Source organism: Flavobacterium notoginsengisoli, from assembly GCF_042686225.1.
GTDB lineage: Bacteria > Bacteroidota > Bacteroidia > Flavobacteriales > Flavobacteriaceae > Flavobacterium > Flavobacterium notoginsengisoli.
The window spans coordinates 328,149-348,092 of sequence record NZ_JBHUOT010000008.1; the positions used below are offsets into that span (position 1 = coordinate 328,149).

The following is a 19,944-nucleotide window of genomic DNA, read 5'->3' on the forward strand; positions in this document are numbered from 1 at the left end:
GTAAAGTGTTTTTTGGAGATTTCCGGATTAAAAGAGTGAACTATTAATAGCTCTTTTGCTTTAAGTTTTTAATGTTTTCCAGAAACCAATTGTAGGTTTTTTGTATTCCTTCTTCTAAATCAATCTGGTGTTTCCAGCCAATATTATGCATTTTAGAAACATCCATTAATTTTCTTGGTGTACCATCAGGTTTGCTTTCATCCCAGATTATATCTCCGGTATGACCTACAATTTTCTGAATTGTAGCAGCCAGTTCCTTGATGGTCAAATCTTCTCCGGTCCCAATATTGTATAAATGTTCAGGGAGTTTATTTTCTAAAGCAAAAACAACGGCTTCAGCCATATCATCTACAAATAAAAATTCCCGCATTGGATTTCCGGTTCCCCAAAGAATAACAGGGGCATTATTACTTTCTTTAGCTTCATGAAACTTACGAATCATGGCTGGTAAAACATGAGAACTACTGAGATCGAAATTGTCATGTGTACCATATAAATTTGTTGGCATTAAACTCACAAAATCTTTTCCGAATTGTTTTCGAATCGCCTCGCATAATTTTACTCCTGTAATTTTTGCCAGGGCGTACCACTCATTAGTGTTCTCTAAAGGAGCAGTTAACAAATAATCTTCTTTTAATGGTTGTGGTGCCAATTTCGGATAAATACAAGAACTACCTAAAAAGATAAATTTTTCTACATCCGAATTATGAGCTTCATTAATAAGATTATTTTGAATTTGCATATTTTCCATTAAAAACTGATACGGAAAATCATTATTTGCCAAAATCCCTCCCACTTTTGCAGCAGCATCTATAATTACATCCGGCTTAATTTTTTGAATAAAATCCTTAACTGATTCTTGTTCTCTTAAATCCAGTTCTTTGCTTGAAGCCCCTATAAGATTAGTATAACCTTTAACAGTCAGAGTTCTCCAAATGGCGCTTCCAACCATTCCTTTGTGTCCGGCGATATATATTATAGCATTTTTATCAATCATTGTAATTGTTTTTTATAAAGACTTATAATAATCTTTTCTGAGAGATTTATAATAATGGCGAAGCAATCGATTCTAATTGTTGGTAAACCTGTTTCACCTCCTGAGAATTCTCTTTTTGTAGAACCATCAGAGCATCAACAGTATAGATCAATATACAATTTTTTACGCCAATAAAAGTAGTATGTAATGAAGTTCCTATCACAATGTTTCTGTTTGTATCTATTGGATGACCTTTATCTACCAGATAATCATAAACTGATTCAAACGAACCTAAGTCAGACCATTCAAACTGAGCGGGAACAACCTTAATATCTGCGCTTCTCTCCATAACAGCATAATCGATACTAATGGACGGAATATTTAATGACAAATCGTAATCCAGAAAACCATCATTATTGGCGCTCCAAACTGCTTTTGAAGCCCAATATACTTCCGGTTCCTGTTTTTCCAGTTCTGTTAAAAATTTTCCGGCTTTAAAACAAAACAGACCACTATTCCAAAAATAATTTCCTTTTTTAAGATATGTTTTTGCTGTTTCCTGATCAGGTTTTTCATGAAATGCAATTACATTTTCACCTTCAAACTCAATATAACCATACCCTGTTTCCGGTTTAGTCGGTTTTATACCGAAAGTAACCAGATAATCCTGATTTGCTAATTCAATAGCCTTATTTAAAGCATTTGTATAAGAATCATTGCCATCAATAATATGATCTGAGGGAGTGATCAGTAAAATATCTTCTGCTTTAGATGCAAACGCTGCAAATGCAATTGCAGCAGCAGTATTTCTCGGAACAGCTTCAACAATATGCGTAAATGGTTTATTAAATTTTGCCATAATAGCATTACTCATCTTGTAATTTTCAATATTTCCGACTACTATCATATTAGAGGAAACATTTTCGTTACGAACCACTGTTTTTTCAAAGAGCGATTCTCCGTCAAAAAGCTCAAGATATTGCTTCGGTAGTGTTTTCCTGGAAAGAGGCCACAATCTGCTGCCAATTCCTCCGGTCAAAATAACGTGAGTAACAGTACTAATTGCCATTTGAATGCATTAAAACTTCCTTTTGATATACTTCATTACGAAGATTGGTACTCGAAAATCGATGATCTCTGGTATTAAAATATAGTTCAATTCCTTTTTCTTCACAATATTTTCTACCTGTAAAATCTCTATCTTTATATTCGTCACCCAAAATACGTACGTCTAAGGCAAATGCTTTTAGAATATCTTCTAAATCCTGCTCCGTAGCATAAGGGACAATTTCATCAACAAACTTACACGCTTTTAACTGTATGTATCTTTCAACTACAGTTTGTGTTGGTTTATTTTTTGTTGGGCGGTCTAATGTTGGATCTGTTTGCAAACCAACAATTAAATAATCACAATGTTGTTTTGCTTCTTCAAGCATCTTAACGTGCCCTGCATGTAACAAATCAAAAGCACTAAATGTTATTCCAGTTCTCATCTGCTTAATGTTTTAAATTAAAAATTATGTTTGTTAATGTAGATATGATTTTCAAAAACTTATACAAACCATTTTATTGGTTTTTTGAGGCTTTTTTTAAAATTTTAAAAAAGGGTTCCCCGTGAATAGTTACATAATAACTGCTCAAAAAAGAAAAAATAAATGGTATAAAAATTAAAAAATTATGGTTTTCGATTGTTCCAAAATGATCCAAATCTTAGCAAAAAAAGCAAGAAATTTAAATCGATATTATCCCTATATCTGTAACAATAATTTAAGATAAAATTAGGATAATACAGCTGATGAGAAATTTCAATTTTGTTGCTAAATGTCCTTAATAAGGAAATTTTACTATAAAAAGCAATCGCATTTTTTGAAGCTTGGAATTAAATTTACCACTTAGTTTATAGATAAAATATCTAATTCCTTTCAAGATGCTTTTTCTGAGTACTGCTATTTAAATTAGAGCGAAGAATATCTTTTAATAAGGAATCAGAATCTTAACATTATCTATATCAGAATATTATTTTTCTATTTTGAAAAATAATATTTTACCGATACAAAGAGCTTATCTTTTTTAAACAACTATTTTAAAAAAACATTTAAACAGTTACAATTATGAAATGGTATGTAGTGTACACCAAACCTAAATGGGAAAAAAGAGCCGCAGAACAATTGAGTAAATTTAATATCAACTGTTATTGCCCTGTCATTAAAAAAGTACAACAAAGATCAGACAGGAAAGTAAAGGTAGAAGTGCCATTGTTTAATCATTACATTTTTGTACAATTAGCAGAAAAAGACAGAAATCTTGTTTTTCATTCTCCCGGAGTGGTCAGATTTTTATTTTGGCTGGGAAGACACGCCATAGTAAAAGATCAGGAAATCGAAACTATTAAAGAATGGTTGAATACTGGAGATACGGCTTCAGAAATATCTGTAATGCAATATCAAATTGGTGATCAAATACATTTAAATTCCGGTCCTTTTTGCGACCAGAATGCTGTTGTTAAAGACATTACAAAAACGCATTATGTTTTAATTCTGGAATCTTTAGGATATGTTTTAAAAGTAAAACATAAATAATATAAAATAAAAAAAGAGTTTCAATAAATTAAAGATGTAAATTGAAACTCTTTTTTTCGGAAAGAGCAGACTAATCGCCCATTAATATTAGTTTTCTAATTCGAAGATTTGACTTTTTTTGATACCTAGAATCTTCACCAATCGATCCAATTTAGACAATTTAAGATCAATCATGCCGCTTTCAATTTTTTCGTATGTTTTTACACTCATTTCCATTTGAATAGCTACATATTCCGGAGTATGATTATTTTGTAACCGATACTCTTTTATTCTTAAGTAGTAATTTTCCATGATCCTATTTTTTTATTACTATTTTAAACTTTTCAGGTTTCATATTATACTATTTCACAAATTACAGGAAGAGACTTTATCTTGTTTCACTAAAAAAGATTGAAACATCGAATTTAAAAATGAACTCAATTGACACTTCTAATACTTTTGAAATTTCAATTAATTTAGAAACGGTTAAATCAACATCACCTCTTTCAATTTTTCCATAACCGCTGGTGCTCATTTTCAATTCAGCCGCTACATATTCTCTAGTCAAATTTTTTAATTCTCTTATCTTTCTAATATTTTCGTATACACTATATTTCATAAAAAATAAAAAATATAAATAATTTCTCTTTTTGCAGTTGCAGTCAAAAACTATCACTAAAAAAATTACAGACAAGCTATTGGTTTAATTCCTACATTATTTGTAAAAAAATCACCTTTTGACAGTAACCATTCAATTATTAACAAGGTTTAAAGCTAAATGACGGTTTTTCTTTATCATTCATTTTAAATTCTGATCAAAAATATATAATGTTTCGAGTTTATAATAATAAATCTGTTCAACGTATTTTAAAATCCGATAAAATACAACATGTGCCATTTTAAGACTCTCAGATCAATATGATATTGACATAAAAACCTTATTTAATAAGAGAACAAGCACGTACTTCTACCTGCTGCAGAACCCTGTTATAGTGCCTTGAGATATAAAAAAGAAAAAATATATAGAAAATGATTTGCTTAAAATAAATCGCGATGAATGATTTCACAATGAAATTATAAAAGCTATTTGAGCATTTTGAAAAATAATAACTGAACTGAATCTATAATATAACAGTCCGAAAAATTTTTGAAATGAAACACTCAAATGTTAATTCTGATTAAGAAAATTAAAAGGCAAAAAAAAGGTTCAGATTAGTTTGAAAACTTAATCTGAACCTTTTTAAATCGTTTCTATTATTTAAATCTTATTCTGTTTAGTAAAATTTTATTGCGTCACTAAAAACTGAGGATATGGATTTGAAGCAGAATTTATTATAACTGTCGGAACACCTGCTTTTACGTTTACCAGCAATTTACTCAATGTCGGATTTGCTAAAAATGTATTATTCACATATATAGCAGATTCCAGCCCGTAACCTTTATTAGCAGGAATTGTTGTTACCACATTTCCTGTAATAGTTGAATTTAAAATATGATTACTTAAAGGATTAAATAAAACAGGTGCAAACATTGGAATATTGTCTAAAAACTGACAGCCCTCAATGTTCGTACTAATGGCATTCATTATCGAACCGGTAACCTTGTTATTGTAGACATGAGAGTTGTATATCGAAAATACATTACTTGTTATAATATTTACTCCACTATAGTTTGTAAAATCACAATTTGCAGCCAAAGGAGAGTTTTGAGCAGTTAAAGAAAGTGCCATTGTACCTCCGTCAAACTTACAATCTACCCAGGCATTCAGATTATCTGCTCTTGTTGCCTGCATAGAGACTGCTGTACCACAATTAATAAACTGATTTTTATAAAACATCGTTTTATCAACAAAACTTGAAGTATCAAGGTCGTTTGCATAAGGAGTAAGAGGATCCTGAAAAAATCCGATATTACAATTTACAAAACTACAGTTATCTAAGAAATTATTATCAAACCCCTTCATTCGTCTTAGCTGTATCCCGTAGTTTTGATTTCTGAATACTACAAACTTAATATTTTGATAGGTCAAATGCTGTGATCCAAAGTCTTGTGAAGAATATACTCCTACACTTCCACCCTGAAGCGTTAAATATCCAAGAATAAAATTAGCATCCTGTCCTCCGGTTAGAGAAATTAGCGGAAAATCATCTGTAATACCAACGATAACTGTTTTACCTGTTCCTTGTCCTACAATTCCATGATTAGAATCAATAGGTACTTTTAGAGTAGAGCTTATGTAAAAGGTTCCTTCCGGTAATTCAGCTACTCCTTTAGTATTAATCAAATTTTGTATATAACTAGTCTGATCAGGTTTACCTGTTCTGCTTGTTTTCCAGTTTGCTCCTAGCGGATCTGGCAATGTTTCCCAGAAAGGTCTTGCCCATGGCGTATATTTAGTTCCCAGGATAGTATTTGAAACATTACTTATCGCTGTACTGTTTGTCATAGCAGTAGTCTGATCAACCCCATTATACCTTATTAAGTTACTGCCATTTAAATCACCCAGAAGATCAAACCCTGTCACTGTTCCTGATTTTCTGATGTAACTTCCGGTACCGTTAACCAAAAACATATTTGCTCTTACTGATAATACATCTGTTGGAAAATTCATGGATTTTTCCAAAAAGAAAACATTGGCTGCATCAATATCAAAAGATGGCGTCCTAACAGCTGAATAACTATTAGCACCATTAAAATTGGTTATTTTTACATTACCTATATTATTAGCTGTAATCATAGCTTTAGTTCCTTCACCGGCAAGATTCCATCCTTCAGCATCTAAACCTACAAAAGTGAGCGATTGCAAATTATTAAGATCGCTGGTGTCTCCATGAGGCGTTAAAAAATTAGTATGCAGACTAACATTTCCATAACTAGGAGTAGTACTGTTACCTTTTAAAACAAGCATATTGGCACCTCCCTGCGACTGGTGCTTAATAATTTTGTTATTTCTCATGTAACCGGACTGACTGCAATCAATTCGTATTGGCCCACTAAAGTTTATAAACGAATTGTTTTCAAGCATAATATTTGTACCTACCAAAGTAGCCCATTTAATCGATTTGAAAACGCACCCTGATATAACTCCACCTGCCTGAAGTACTATGTTATTATCTGCCGGAAGTAAATTTTCCAGACGAATATTAGAGCTTCCTGCTGCAATTGTTATAGTTGACACTCTCGTTAATGATTGATGTCCATACAACTTTTGGTTGCTTTTCATAGTGATATTAACTCCAGAATAATCACCTTTTTCTAAACGTACAGAACCATACTTATCCAAAGCAGACTGAAGTGTAGCTTTTTGCGTAACAGGCAATAAATAAGCACTAAAATAATCAATCTCTTCCTGCTGATTATTTATACCTGGTGTAACGGGAGCTTTAGGAGCCTCATCAATTGCATATTGATAGTTTTGTGAAAAAACCGCACTTGAAAAAAGCAAAAAATAAATTAAATGTTTCATTGTCCTGATATAATATAGGAATTTGTGCCTGTTTTTCTAAGGAATCCAAACCTCACGTTTCCTGCAGTACTTGTAAACTTTGCGCTTCCGCCTGCAGTATAATTAAGTGATACACTAGAAGCAGCCTGAATTGTAAGTACAGCACCATTATGAGCTTCTAAATTAATAGTTTCCCCTATTGCCATACTTCCAAAATCTGAAGTTAACGTAAAAGTAGATGTTGTTGTACATTCTATTGTATTATTTACATCTCCGGCGGCAATATTTCGGGAAGAAGTAAATGAAACGACTGCAGATCTAAACGGAGTACTTGATGTGCCTCCGGCTGTTTTAGCATATAAGGCATAAGGTACACTTAAAAGTTGTGTAACTCCGGTAATGTTATAATTTGATCCCCCTTTTACATCGACCTGTGTCTCTATATAATAAGGTCCCTTGTCCCATGCAATTTTACTAAAATCGCCAGTAACAATTGTTCCGGTTCCTATTTCAAGAGAAACTAAACCGTTGGTATTTGTATTTACAGCATGCGTTTCCTGATAAACGGTAGTCCCTGTTGCGGTACTCTGATGTACTATAATCTTAAGACTTACTCTTGAATTAACAACCAAACTATTATCCTGTGCCCGAATAATTGCCTGATAACTCATTTTTTCAGGTGATTGTGCAAATACCTTAAACGTAACAGTCACAAATAATAATAAAAGGATATGTGCAAGTTTCATCAGATTTTTATTTTTTTAATTTTTAATAATTTTAAATGATTTCAAAATTTGGTTATCATTATATACAACCAATATATAAACAGATGGACTCAGATAACTAAAGCTGACCTGGGCTTCTGTCTGGTTAATGACATTTTGTTTCAAAAGCCTGCCTTGTATATCATAGAGTCTGTAGGATTTTTGTCCTTCTAACTCTAATCCGTTCATGCTTATGTTAACAAAATCAATTGTTGGATTTGGGAAAGCAAATATTTCTGTTGTAGGTTTTTCAATATCCGGGGTGTCCAACGTATCATCTTTTTCCTGATGTTGTATCCCCTGGGCAACATTGTAAACTGACTCCACTCCTATATAAGTATAAAATACCTGTCCAATGGAGTACGTTACCGTTCCAGAGCTACCAGTTGCACTGTTTCCAGATGCAATTATGGTTTCCATAATGTCGTTTGAATTTGTGGGCGAGCTTTGGCTAATTCCTACAAAAGGAATCAATAACATAGTTACTATCAGTAGGTTGATATTTCTTAATTTCAGATACTTCACAGTTATACTTTAATCTCATTAATGTTTATACTGCAAAAATATTTAATCTCAAAAAATAATCGATAAAAATAATGTTAATTCCGATTAACTACACAAAATGTAGTATTTTAATGACTATTTACTTACATTGAAAAAGTTAAAATTACTTCTTTAATTTACTTCATTGCAAAAAAATGATGTATTGTATGATAGCTCTTAAAAGGTCAAAGATGAAATATTTTGGCTTAAATCTAAACAGGTTAGTACTACTAAAATAACGCCTCTTTATTTCATAAATTACATCAATACAAGCTTTTTATTTAATCTTCAATACAGACATCTAAAAAATTCTTATTTCACAATTATTAAGTGATTTAATAATTAATTTTTCATTTAAGTAAGCCTCAAATATATCTAACTATAAATCAAACATATAGGCAGCGCAAAATTAACTATTTATTTTACATTGCCTAAATTTCTCTTATTTTTTTTTGAAAAACTAAAGTTTGTACTAGCAAAAAAATATCAAAAGATCGTAAAACTAATAGCAGAAGAGAACTCAAAAAAGCAAAAATTAACTTTAGAAACGGCTGCCAGTTTTTAATAAAATTTGCCTTATACAATTTAAAATATGCCATTCATCGAGAATAATAGCTTTATATAGAAAATGCAAGTTTTACTGAAATATTTTTCCTTTTTTTGATCAACTTATTGAAGAATAAGCGATAAATACCAATTTAATATAGAGTTAAAATAAAAGCTGTAACTAAATTATTTCTTTACACATCCTATATTACTGACAAAGCTGCTGATTATAAATAAAAGCACAACTAGTTATCATTAAAAAACTATGTAACAAGGATTTAACAACCTGTTTCTTTTTTAGTGTAACGATACTATTATCATATTATTTTGCTCAACTTTAATTTTAATACCATTAAAATGAAAAGACCTAACGAAAATAGTTCAAACAACGAGGTAAATTGGAAAAAAATGACGTATCCACAAAATGCGTTACATGAGCTTTTTACAAAGCAAGCTGAGGCATTTCCAAATTCGATTGCTCTTGAACATAAAAATCAAAAGATTACTTATAAAGAGTTGTCAAAAACAATAAATCAGACCGCTAATTATTTCTTAGCTCAAGGTTTATGTCCAGGGCAAATCGTTGCCGTATCTATGGAACGTGATCCCAATTTAATAGTTTCTTTATTCGCAATTCTGCAATGTGGAGCTGCATACTTACCATTAGATCCAAAATTTCCAGGCGAACGTTTAGAATTTATGCTAGAAGATTCAGAAGCTAGTTTTTTACTGACTACAAAATTACTTTCTGCCTCATTACCAAAAAATTCCAGAACCATATTAATAGAAGATGTATTACATTCACTAGATCAACATACAACTTCTCCATTATCTGTTTCAGTCCCTAATAAATCAGTGGCTTACATGATGTATACTTCGGGATCTACAGGAAAACCGAAAGGCGTTACCGTTACTCATAAAAATTTAGTGAATTTTCTATATAGTATGGCAATTGAACCAGGCATCAGTCCTGAAGACAGATTGCTGTCTATTACTACAATTTCTTTTGATATTGCAGGTTTGGAACTATTTCTTCCTTTACTTAATGGCGCTTCAGTAATTTTCGCTGATTATGAGACTACCCGGGACGGACAACTTTTACTAAATCTTTTAGAAAATAAAAAAATTAGTATTCTACAAGCCACTCCAACGACATGGCAAATGTTGCTTGATTCCGGATGGGAAAAACCGTTAGCATTAAAAGCTCTTTGCGGAGGAGAAGCTATGCCTTTGAATCTTGCTCGTAAATTAACATCCAAATGTGAATCACTTTGGAATATGTATGGTCCTACCGAAACCACTATTTGGTCTGCTGTTAAAGAGATTAAAAATGATGACGAATTAATTACAATTGGACTTCCTATTGCAAATACACAAATTTATTTGCTAGACGAAAAAGGTAAGATAGCTGAAGAAGGAACAATTGGAGAAATAGTTATTGGTGGAGACGGAGTCGCAGAAGGTTACTGGAAACGACCTGAACTTTCAGCTGAAAAATTCATCACTGATACATTTTCAGGAAACCCAATCTCAATTATTTATCGCACAGGAGACTTAGGAAAAGCACTTCCAAATGGAGAATTTCAATGTCTGGGACGTATTGATCATCAGGTAAAAATTAGAGGACACCGTATCGAATTAGGCGAAATTGAAGCTACTTTAAATACACTTGCCGGTATAAAACAATCAGCAGTGATAGTAAGTGATTATCTTGGTAATGAAGATAAAATTGTAGCTTATTTAAAATCTACTGAAGAATTACAGAATGAGAAGATAATTCATGATGCCCTTTCTAAAGTACTGCCAGAGATATTATTACCTTCAAAGTATATTTGGGTTGATGATTTCCCTATTACTCCCAACGGAAAAATTGATAAAAAAAACTTACCTGTTCCTCAAAACAACAGACCAGACTCCGCTCCGTTGTTCAAAAAACCAACGACACAATTAGAAAAAGAAATTGCTAAAATCTGGAGCGAAGAATTAAAAATATCAAGTATAGGTATTGATGATGATTTTTTTGACATGGGCGGAAGTTCAGTACTTGCTCAAAAAGTAACAACATTAATGAAACAGCAATTGTCTAAAGACATACCAGTTTCAAAAATTTATATTCATCCTACTATTAGGGAAATTGCTCATATTTTAGAAGAAAACAATTCTAAAGAAGATACATTTTCATTTAAAAAAGCGGAACAAAAAACAGTTTCTTCAGATATTGCCATAATTGGAATGGCCGGAAGATTTCCCGGCTCAGACACAATTGATGAACTTTGGGAAAACCTTAGAGACGGAAAAGAAACAATCTCTTTATTTACTAAAGATGAATTAGACGAAAGTTTACCCGAAAGTCTTCGTAATGATCCTCTTTATATAGGAGCAAGAGGAATTTTATCTTCTGCAAAAACATTTGATGCAGCCTTCTTTGGCTTAAATCCACAACTTGCCGCAGCAATGGATCCTCAAATAAGAGTCTTTTTGGAGATTTCATACGAAGCCTTAGAACAATCCGGACATTTACCAAAGCATTATAAAGGTAGTATTGGAGTATATTCAGGCAGCGAAATTAATTCCTATTATGAAAATAATATTTTTCCAAACAAAGAATTAAATAGCTCTGTAGGCGATTTACAAATTTATACGGTAAACGGAAAAGATTTTATTGCTCCACGTACTTCTTATCATTTAAATCTGAAAGGCCCTTCAGTTAGTGTCCATTCTGCTTGCTCAACTTCATTGCTAGCCATTGCTGAGGCTGTAAAATCAATAAGAGCCGGTATGTGCGACATTGCACTTGCTGGGGGAGCAAGTGTTACAGCACCAATAAATAGTGGTCATCTTTATGATGACGGTTTTATTAAAAGCCCTGACGGCTCTACTAGATCTTTTGATGCTTCAGGAAAAGGAACTGTTTTTAGTGACGGTGCCGGAGTTGTTGTACTTAAAAAACTGGAAGAAGCAGAGAAAGACGGCGATGTTATTTACGGAATAATTAAAGGGGTTGGTGTAAACAATGATGGTGGCGACAAAGGAAGTTTTATGTCCCCAAGTGCTAAAGGACAGGCTGGCGCAATAATTAATGCCTTTAACGATGCCCAAATATCACCTTCTACAATAAGTTACATGGAAGCACATGGCACTGCAACTCCAATTGGCGACCCAATAGAAATTGAAGGCCTTAAAATAGCTTATGGCAAACAAGAAAAAAATAACTATTGTGCATTAGGATCTATAAAAAGCAATATGGGGCATACGACCGCTGCTGCTGGCGTTGCCGGATTAATTAAAATCCTATTGGCAATGCGATACAAGAAGATACCGCCAATGGTCAATTTTACAAAACCAAATCCAAATATAGATTTTGATAATAGTCCATTTTTCATAAATAATACATTAATAGAGTGGCATGCAGATGGAAAAAGAAGAGCCGGCTTAAGTTCTTTTGGTATCGGTAGTACTAATGTTCATGCAATTGTAGAAGAATATGAGACCACACCTGTTGCTTCTTCGGCTTCACGACCATTTCAACTATTAATGTGGTCCGCAAAAAATCAAAATAGTTTATTAGGTTACGAAAATGCATTAGGGCATTTTATAGATAAATCGAGAGATACTCCTTTAGCAGATATCGCTTACTCACTAATTACAACCCGAGATGAGTTTAATCACAGAAGCTTTTTAGTTTCAAATTCTACAGATGATGCAGCTGAAAAATTACTTTGTCTAAAAGCGAAGAATACCAAAACTTCCGTTTTAAAAAGTATTCCATCCGAAATAGGATTTCTGTTTCCGGGACAAGGCGCTCAATATGTACACATGGGGAAAACACTTTACGATAACGAAAAAGTATATCGCGAAGCTGTAGATAAATGTGCAGAACTATTGATGGAAGATTTAAATTTAGATATTAGAGATATAATTTATCCGAAAATTAATTCTAATGAAGCCGAGGAACAATTAAAAAATACACGCTTAACACAACCTTCATTGTTTGTAACTGAATATGCTTTGTCGCAGTTATGGATGAGCTGGGGAATAAAACCAACTTTTCTTTGTGGTCATAGTATTGGTGAATTTGCTGCTGCACATTTAGCTGGAATTTTAAGTTTAAAAGATGCATTACACATTGTTGCTGTCAGAGGAAAATTGATTAGTGAACTACCGGGCGGATCAATGTTAATAGTACGTGTACCAATAGATCAGTTAAAAGAATTAATACCGGCGACACTTTCAATTGCCGCTGTAAATTCAACTCAGTTCTGTGTTGTTTCAGGAACAAAAGAAGATATTGCTGCTTTTAATCAGGAACTGGATGCTAAAGAAATACCAAACAAACTATTAAATACAAGCCATGCTTTCCATTCCTTTATGATGGAACCAATTTTAGATAATTTCAAAAATGAATTAGAAAAAGTAAAATTAAATATCCCGAGATTGCCAATCATCTCAACAGTATCGGGAACCTGGCTTACAGATACAGAAGCAACTAGCACAACTTACTGGGTCAACCAACTAAAAAATACAGTGCGATTTGCAGACGCCATGGATACAGCTTTTGAACTAAACGATTTTGTTTTACTGGAAGTTGGTCCTGGTCAGACTCTTACTACTTTAGCTCGTCAACAAGCAGCAGGTAAAATAATCCCTGCTTTTACTAGCTTAAATTTCCCTAAAGATGAAAATGACAGTGAATATTCTACCTTGTTAAATACTTTAGGAGATTTATGGGCAAGAGGTATAAACCCAGACTGGAAGGTTTTTTACAGCCAAGAGCAAAGACAGAAAACAGAACTCCCTGGTTATGTTTTTGATCGCAAACTTTGCTGGATTGAGCCTTTAAGTGTTACTGAAACAATAACTATTCAAAAACCAATTACTGCTAATATCCCCGTAATCCCAATACAAGTTGATAGTGACAGTAACATCAAAACCAAGTCAAGAAAAGATGATGTGTTGCTTAAAATTTCAGAAATCATAAAAAATGCCTCAGGCATACTATATGAATCTGACGCTATTCAAAATACTTTCCTGGAATTAGGTTTAGATTCATTATCACTTACTCAATTATCAGGAAAACTTAAAAAAGAGTTCAATTTACCAATTACTTTTAGACAACTCAATGAATCTTATTCTACGCCATCACTTTTAGCTGATTACATAGAAATAAATCTTCCTGAAGAACAATTAATTGAGGAAATAGCAGAACATAAAGTAACCCTTGTTCAATCTATTGAAACAAATGGTGTAACATCTGACATTCAATTATCATCTGCACAAAATCAGATTTCATTAGAACAAATTATTAATCAGATTCAACTTTTGAGTCAAAAAGTTGATCAATTACAAAATTATCAGACAAGTGTAGCAAACGGAAATTCTTCATTTACAAATTTAAAATCACAACATTTTGATTCAGTTAAATTTAATAATGAGACCAAAACAAATGCTATAAATGTACATGTTAATGGAACAAATGGTTTTGCTAAAAAAGAAAAGTCTTTAGAAACTCCAAAAATTAACGATCTGGAGCAATTTGAAAACAGTATTTCTGAAAAAAAATATACTATAAAAGCAAATGAGCCACCAGTACAAGGCAGCAAACTGGGAAGGGATGAAAATGGAAATCCTGCATGGTTTATTGAAGATCCAAATCAAAACGGGAGTTTCATTAAGATAAACCTATGATATTCAGATAAAAAAAAGAGACAACAAATATTTTAAATTGACAATTCAAAAAGCTGTTCAATTCATTTAAAATAGGATAATAATGAAAAATCAACCTCAAATACAAACAGAAATGGAAACTGAAGTTCAATTTACTCCATTCTCACCTGAAATCGAACGAGTAATTTACACCACCAATTCGCAGCAGGAAATATGGTCAGATTGCATTTTTGGAGGCAATGATGCTAACAAAGCTTATAATCTATCTATATCTCTTAAATTAAAAGGAAATTTAGTTATAGATCTATTTGAAAGAGCTATAAACACGCTAGTTCAGCGCCACGAAGGTTTGAGAGCTACGTTTAGTCCTGACGGGCGTTTTATGTGTATCTATAATAATTATACACACGAGATTTCAAAAAAAGATTTTTCTGATCTTCCGGTAATTGAAAAAGAATCTGCAGTAACGAATTTAATTAAAGAAGAAGTTGACAAGCTTTTTGATCTTGTTAATGGCCCATTACTTAGAGTAAACCTAATTAAAATTGACGATTTCGAATATTTGGCAATATTAACCATACACCATATTATTGGAGACGGATTAAGTATTGACATTATTCTGGAAGAACTTGGTACAATTTATTCTGCGTACGCTAAAAACAAAGAACCTAAATTACCTCCTGCAGAACTTTTTAGTGAATTTGCTGAAAAGATAAATTCATTTATGGAAAGCAAAGAGTATAAACCTCTAGAAGACTTTTGGATTAATATCTATAAAGAATCAGTACCAACAATTGAATTACCTTTAGATTACACAAGACCTTCTGTAAGAACATATAACAGTGACAGAATTGATTTTCCGCTAGATGATAACATTATAAACGATTTAAAAATTGTAGGTATAAACGCCGGATGCAGTTTAGTTACCACTTTACTTGCTGCATTTGAAGTGCTTTTATGCAAGATAACAGGACAAAATGATCTAGTAGTAGGATTTCCCTCTTCAGGAAATACAATGTACGATATGAGACAATTAATAGGTGATTGTGCTAATCTACTTCCTTTACGTAGTAAAATAACTCCTGATATCAGTTTCGTAGAATACATGAAACAACGAAATTCTGAATTATTTGATGCTTATGAACATCAACAAGTAAGTTTTGGTCATCTTCTAAAGAGTTTAGCTATCGCCAGAGATCCTTCCAGAATTCCTCTGGTTCCGGTTATATTAACTGTAGATTTAGCCCGCACCATAGAAGATGAATTTTCATTTACCGATCTTACTCATAGTTTTGACCTAAACCCAAGACAATTTGGAACTTTTGAAATTCAGCTTCACATTTTTAGAGCTAAGAGTGGTCCTTCCTTTCTATGGGTATATAACACTACTCTGTTTAAGCCAGAAACGATAAGCAAAATGATGAGCTTGTTTGAAGATATAATTCAGAAAATTATAGCAAATGCAAATACCCCGTTATCAGATTTTATTAGCAATAATTACGTCGCAAAATATAATGAGTTGAATAGCACCGAAATGTCTTATCCAAATATGACACTAACTGAACTACTCAGAAAACAAGCCGAAGCAACTCCCGATAATGTAGCTTTAGAATTTCACGATTCCAAAACTTCTTATTACGAATTACACCAAAAAGCAAATCAATTTGCAAATTATTTAAAAGCACAAGGTGTCCAATCTGGTGATTTTATTGCTGTTTCTTTTCCAAGGAGTCCGGAACTTCTTTATACACTATTAGCTATTATGCAATGTGGTGCAGCCTATTTACCTTTAGATCCGGAATACCCTAAAGAACGCTTAGAATTTATGCTTAATGATTCTGGAGCAAAAATATTATTAACCAGTAAAGTATTATTTGCAGCATTACCATCTTGGCCACAAACCCTTTTCATAGAAGATAGCATTGATTCAGTAAATCAATACTCCTCATTACCACTTCCTTTTACTGTTAGTCCAGATAACACAGCATATATTCTGTATACTTCCGGATCAACTGGTAATCCAAAAGGAGTTCCTATTACACATAAAAATTTAGTTAATTTTCTTTGTAGCATGGCCATTGAACCAGGCATTAGCAAAGACGACAGATTACTTTCTATAACTACAATTTCATTCGACATTGCCGGATTAGAATTATATCTTCCTTTAATTAAGGGAGCAACATTAATTCTGGCAGATCAGGAAACCGCGAGAGATGGAAGACTTTTACTTGATTTGGTAAAAAAAGAAAAAATCAATTTCCTACAAGCCACTCCAACAACCTGGTCAATGCTTTTAGATTCGGGATGGAATGATAAATTACCAATTAAAGCCCTTTGCGGCGGCGAAGCAATGCCAGTTGATCTTTCTAAAGAATTATTAACCAAATGTGATACACTATGGAATGTATATGGACCAACAGAAACCACAATATGGTCATCAATAAAACAAATAAAAAATGATGACAAATTGATTACTATTGGAAAACCAATTGGAAATACACAAATCTACATAATTGACGACCAAGGTCAACTAGTAGCACCAGGAAACATTGGAGAAATTACAATTGGCGGAGATGGTGTTGCAAAAGGTTATTGGAACAGACCTGAACTAACTGCTGAAAAATTTATTAAAGACAAATTTTCAAATGAAGAAAAAATACTTTATCGTACAGGAGATCTAGGAAAACTACTTCCAAATAATGAAATAGAATGCTTAGGTCGATTAGATCAACAAGTTAAAATCAGAGGACATCGTATAGAACCAGGAGAAGTTGAACAAGCATTACTATCGCTCGAAGGAATAAAATCTGCTGTAGTATTAGCTGATGAAAATTTCCTGATTGCACATATTGTCCCTGACTCCAATTTGGAAGACGCTGAAGTAAAAATACCTCAATGGCGCGAAGCTTTATCTACACGATTACCGGCGCAATTAATTCCGCATGATTTTAACTTATTAGAAAAAATTCCAACAACTCTTAATGGAAAAATAGATCGTAAAGCATTATCTCAATATAAAGCAAACAAAAAAATCACATATACGGCCCCCAGAACTGAAGAAGAAAATATCGTTGCCACAATTTGGAAAGAAAGTCTAAATATAGAAAACATAGATATTTTCAGCGATTTCTTCGAAATGGGAGGCCATTCAATCAAAGGCGTAAAAGTTATGATTGAAATAGAGAAACATACCGGTAAACGAATTCCATTATCTGCATTATTCAAATATTCAACAGTAGAAAAATTTGCAAAACTATTAAATACAGGAACGGAAATTTATTCCGATTGTTTAGTTCCAATAAAACCATCCGGAAGCAAAGTTCCACTTTTTATTATTCATGGTGCAGGACTGAACGTTTTGAATTTTGTAAACTTAAGTAAACAATTCGATGATGATCAACCAGTATATGGAATTCAGGGCACTAAACCAAAAGGTTTCGACGGATGGTATGAATCAATCGAGGCTATGGCAGCCTATTACATTGATGCAATCATAAAAGTAAATCCCAAAGGACCATATGCATTGGCAGGATTCTCTTTTGGAGGTATCGTTGCTTTTGAAATGACACGTCAGTTAAAAGCCCAGGGAAAAATAGTAAGTCTTACGGGTTTACTGGATTCTTATGTCGATTCCTCCTATTATTACGGAAACTACAGAAGAAAACAACTTGTAAGATACTTCGATATTACCCACAGAAGATTAGATTTTTTAAAAGAAATGTTATTAAGCTGGAAAGCTTTCAAAATGCGAATTAATGGAAAAAAAGAATATATTCTTCAAAGACATTTTGGAAAGAAAAAAATAATGACAGAACAAGAAGAACTTGCGCTTCAACAGTTTATAGAAGCTGATGGTTTAGTTAGAAAAATTGTTGATCGCTATCATCTTAAGCCACAAAACTTCGAAGTTGATTTATTTCGATCAAAAGATGATGACAATTATAAATTAGATCCAACCCATTTAGGTTGGAAAAAAGCAGCATTAGGAGGCGTTATCATTCACAATATCTCAGGAAATCACCTTGATATTGTAGCTCCGCCAAATGATAAAGTATTAGCAAGATTACTTCAAAACATACTAGATGAGAAACATGAAAACCTCTAAGCTATCCATCTCTTTTTCAGATGTAAAAGGTGCAGAATCAATTCCTGATAAAAAGTATTTTTTAGACAGCGATGACATTATTATATATACCATCTATTTACCTAACTTTACAGATCTTAAAAATGATTTATCTAAATTTCTAAATGCAAAAGAAATTAAAAAAGCACAGCGTTTTTATAAAGAATCAGACACAAACCGTTTCATAATATATCGGTCAATTTTAAAATTTATTCTTGCTGCACATACCAAGTTACGAATAAAAGATATCTATTTTGATTATAATTTTAATAAAAAACCTTATTTAATATCACATCCCTGGTTACATTTTAATGTATCACATTCTGAAGATTTTGCTGCTATAGCAATTTCTCGAAAAAAGGTTGGATTAGATATTGAATACATGTCTAATGATTTCAAATTTACTACTCTTTTACCAGATGTTTTTGAAGATAGTGAAGCAATACAAATTCAAAACTCTTCTGATATAAAACATGCTTTTTATACATCATGGACACGTAAAGAGGCATTTGTTAAAGCATTAGGAAAAGGAATAGATGAAGATTTTAAAAATATACCAAGCTTAGATGGGCAATATTATATAGACTCAACACTTCTAAGAAATACTCAAAATTGGCAAGTATATAGTTTTAATTTTGCCGAAAATTATCTAGGAGCAGTAGCTTTTGAAGATCAACCCACTATTTCCAAAAACATATTACTATATACTATCCCTAACAATATGGATGATTTGCTTGAAATGACTCCAAAAAGAAATTAATCTCATAGATAAAATTAAAGTGCTTTATATCGTTTCCCTCCGGGTCGGGCTGTCCGCTGTATCTTTTGTTTTTAAAGAAAAAAACAAAAGGATGCCGCTCCCATCCCTAACGCGTTTAAGATAAATAGAACTTTTTGTTTTAAAAAGAATTAGATAAAAACTTTTAGATCTCAATGCAGAGGCGAGAAATCTAGATTCAGGTCTCAGGTTAGAGGGATTAGAAATGTAGATTTATTTTCTTTTCAGATTATCCAATCTTTTTTGAACCTAATACTTGATCTTTCTCATTTTTTTTAAACATAGCCTGTGGTTTCAACCACAGGAACATGTGGGATACAAGCTATTTATTTTGGAACTTTCTCATTTTTTTAAACATAGCCTGTGGTTTCAACCACAGGAACACAGCGGGATACAAGTTATTTACAATCAAAACAGCCATAAAACAAAAAACCCCGTTTCGTAAGAAACAGGGTTTTCAAAAGAAAGGCGACGACATACTCTCCCACAAAACTGCAGTACCATCTGCGCAGGCGGGCTTAACTTCTCTGTTCGGGATGGGAAGAGG

General features: G+C 32.7%; 12 protein-coding genes and 1 rRNA gene. 4 read left to right on the forward strand and 9 right to left on the reverse strand.

Annotated features, from left to right (window positions below):
- Nucleotides 1–43: 43 nt before the first annotated feature.
- From ACFS3A_RS18780 to ACFS3A_RS18790, 3 genes are read right to left on the reverse strand one after another with little or no spacing between them, the layout of a single operon-like run.
- Entirely contained in the window at nucleotides 44–997 is a 954-nt protein-coding gene (locus ACFS3A_RS18780; protein ID WP_379827104.1) for a GDP-L-fucose synthase family protein, read from the reverse strand.
- A gap of 46 nt (nucleotides 998–1,043) precedes the next feature.
- Nucleotides 1,044–2,045: a mannose-1-phosphate guanylyltransferase gene (locus ACFS3A_RS18785; protein WP_379827105.1), complete on the reverse strand. Its 1,002-nt coding sequence runs from the start codon at nucleotides 2,043–2,045 to the stop codon at nucleotides 1,044–1,046.
- The gene (locus ACFS3A_RS18790) at nucleotides 2,035–2,469 is read right to left on the reverse strand and encodes an adenylyltransferase/cytidyltransferase family protein (RefSeq protein WP_109194230.1); all 435 of its coding nucleotides are present in this window, start codon (nucleotides 2,467–2,469) and stop codon (nucleotides 2,035–2,037) included. Before ACFS3A_RS18790 ends, ACFS3A_RS18785 begins: the two co-directional genes overlap by 11 nt.
- 618 nt (nucleotides 2,470–3,087) lie before the next feature.
- Between ACFS3A_RS18790 and ACFS3A_RS18795 the strand changes: the two genes are divergently transcribed.
- Nucleotides 3,088–3,555: a UpxY family transcription antiterminator gene (locus ACFS3A_RS18795; protein ID WP_379827106.1), complete on the forward strand. Its 468-nt coding sequence runs from the start codon at nucleotides 3,088–3,090 to the stop codon at nucleotides 3,553–3,555.
- Between the two features lie 87 nt (nucleotides 3,556–3,642).
- Here the strand turns inward: ACFS3A_RS18795 and ACFS3A_RS18800 are convergent, their stop codons facing one another.
- The 5 genes from ACFS3A_RS18800 to ACFS3A_RS18820 all read right to left on the reverse strand — a co-directional run bounded on the left by ACFS3A_RS18800 (nucleotide 3,643) and on the right by ACFS3A_RS18820 (nucleotide 8,163).
- On the reverse strand, nucleotides 3,643–3,846 hold the full coding sequence (locus ACFS3A_RS18800; RefSeq protein WP_144219046.1) for a helix-turn-helix domain-containing protein: 204 nt from the start codon (nucleotides 3,844–3,846) through the stop codon (nucleotides 3,643–3,645).
- Nucleotides 3,847–3,922: 76 nt separating this feature from the next.
- Nucleotides 3,923–4,153: a helix-turn-helix transcriptional regulator gene (locus tag ACFS3A_RS18805; protein ID WP_091492892.1), complete on the reverse strand. Its 231-nt coding sequence runs from the start codon at nucleotides 4,151–4,153 to the stop codon at nucleotides 3,923–3,925.
- Between the two features lie 666 nt (nucleotides 4,154–4,819).
- Nucleotides 4,820–7,000, reverse strand: a complete 2,181-nt coding sequence (locus ACFS3A_RS18810; RefSeq protein ID WP_379827107.1) for a hypothetical protein — start codon at nucleotides 6,998–7,000, stop codon at nucleotides 4,820–4,822.
- Complete coding sequence (locus ACFS3A_RS18815; RefSeq protein WP_379827108.1) at nucleotides 6,997–7,725, reverse strand: hypothetical protein; 729 nt, start codon at nucleotides 7,723–7,725, stop codon at nucleotides 6,997–6,999. The genes ACFS3A_RS18810 and ACFS3A_RS18815 overlap by 4 nt, the downstream gene beginning before the upstream one ends.
- Nucleotides 7,726–7,740: 15 nt before the next feature.
- Entirely contained in the window at nucleotides 7,741–8,163 is a 423-nt protein-coding gene (locus tag ACFS3A_RS18820; protein WP_379827109.1) for a T9SS type A sorting domain-containing protein, read from the reverse strand.
- Between the two features lie 1,026 nt (nucleotides 8,164–9,189).
- Between ACFS3A_RS18820 and ACFS3A_RS18825 the strand changes: the two genes are divergently transcribed.
- From ACFS3A_RS18825 to ACFS3A_RS18835, 3 genes are all read left to right on the forward strand, one after another.
- Nucleotides 9,190–14,517, forward strand: coding sequence for an amino acid adenylation domain-containing protein (locus ACFS3A_RS18825; RefSeq protein ID WP_379827110.1), 5,328 nt, complete (start codon nucleotides 9,190–9,192; stop codon nucleotides 14,515–14,517).
- Nucleotides 14,518–14,599: 82 nt separating this feature from the next.
- Nucleotides 14,600–18,601: a non-ribosomal peptide synthetase gene (locus ACFS3A_RS18830; protein WP_379827111.1), complete on the forward strand. Its 4,002-nt coding sequence runs from the start codon at nucleotides 14,600–14,602 to the stop codon at nucleotides 18,599–18,601.
- Nucleotides 18,579–19,379 (forward strand): 4'-phosphopantetheinyl transferase family protein, encoded by an 801-nt coding sequence (locus tag ACFS3A_RS18835; RefSeq protein ID WP_379827112.1) that lies wholly within the window; start codon nucleotides 18,579–18,581, stop codon nucleotides 19,377–19,379. Before ACFS3A_RS18830 ends, ACFS3A_RS18835 begins: the two co-directional genes overlap by 23 nt.
- A gap of 481 nt (nucleotides 19,380–19,860) precedes the next feature.
- Here the strand turns inward: ACFS3A_RS18835 and rrf are convergent.
- Nucleotides 19,861–19,944 (reverse strand): 5S ribosomal RNA (rrf, locus tag ACFS3A_RS18840); the annotation flags it as partial.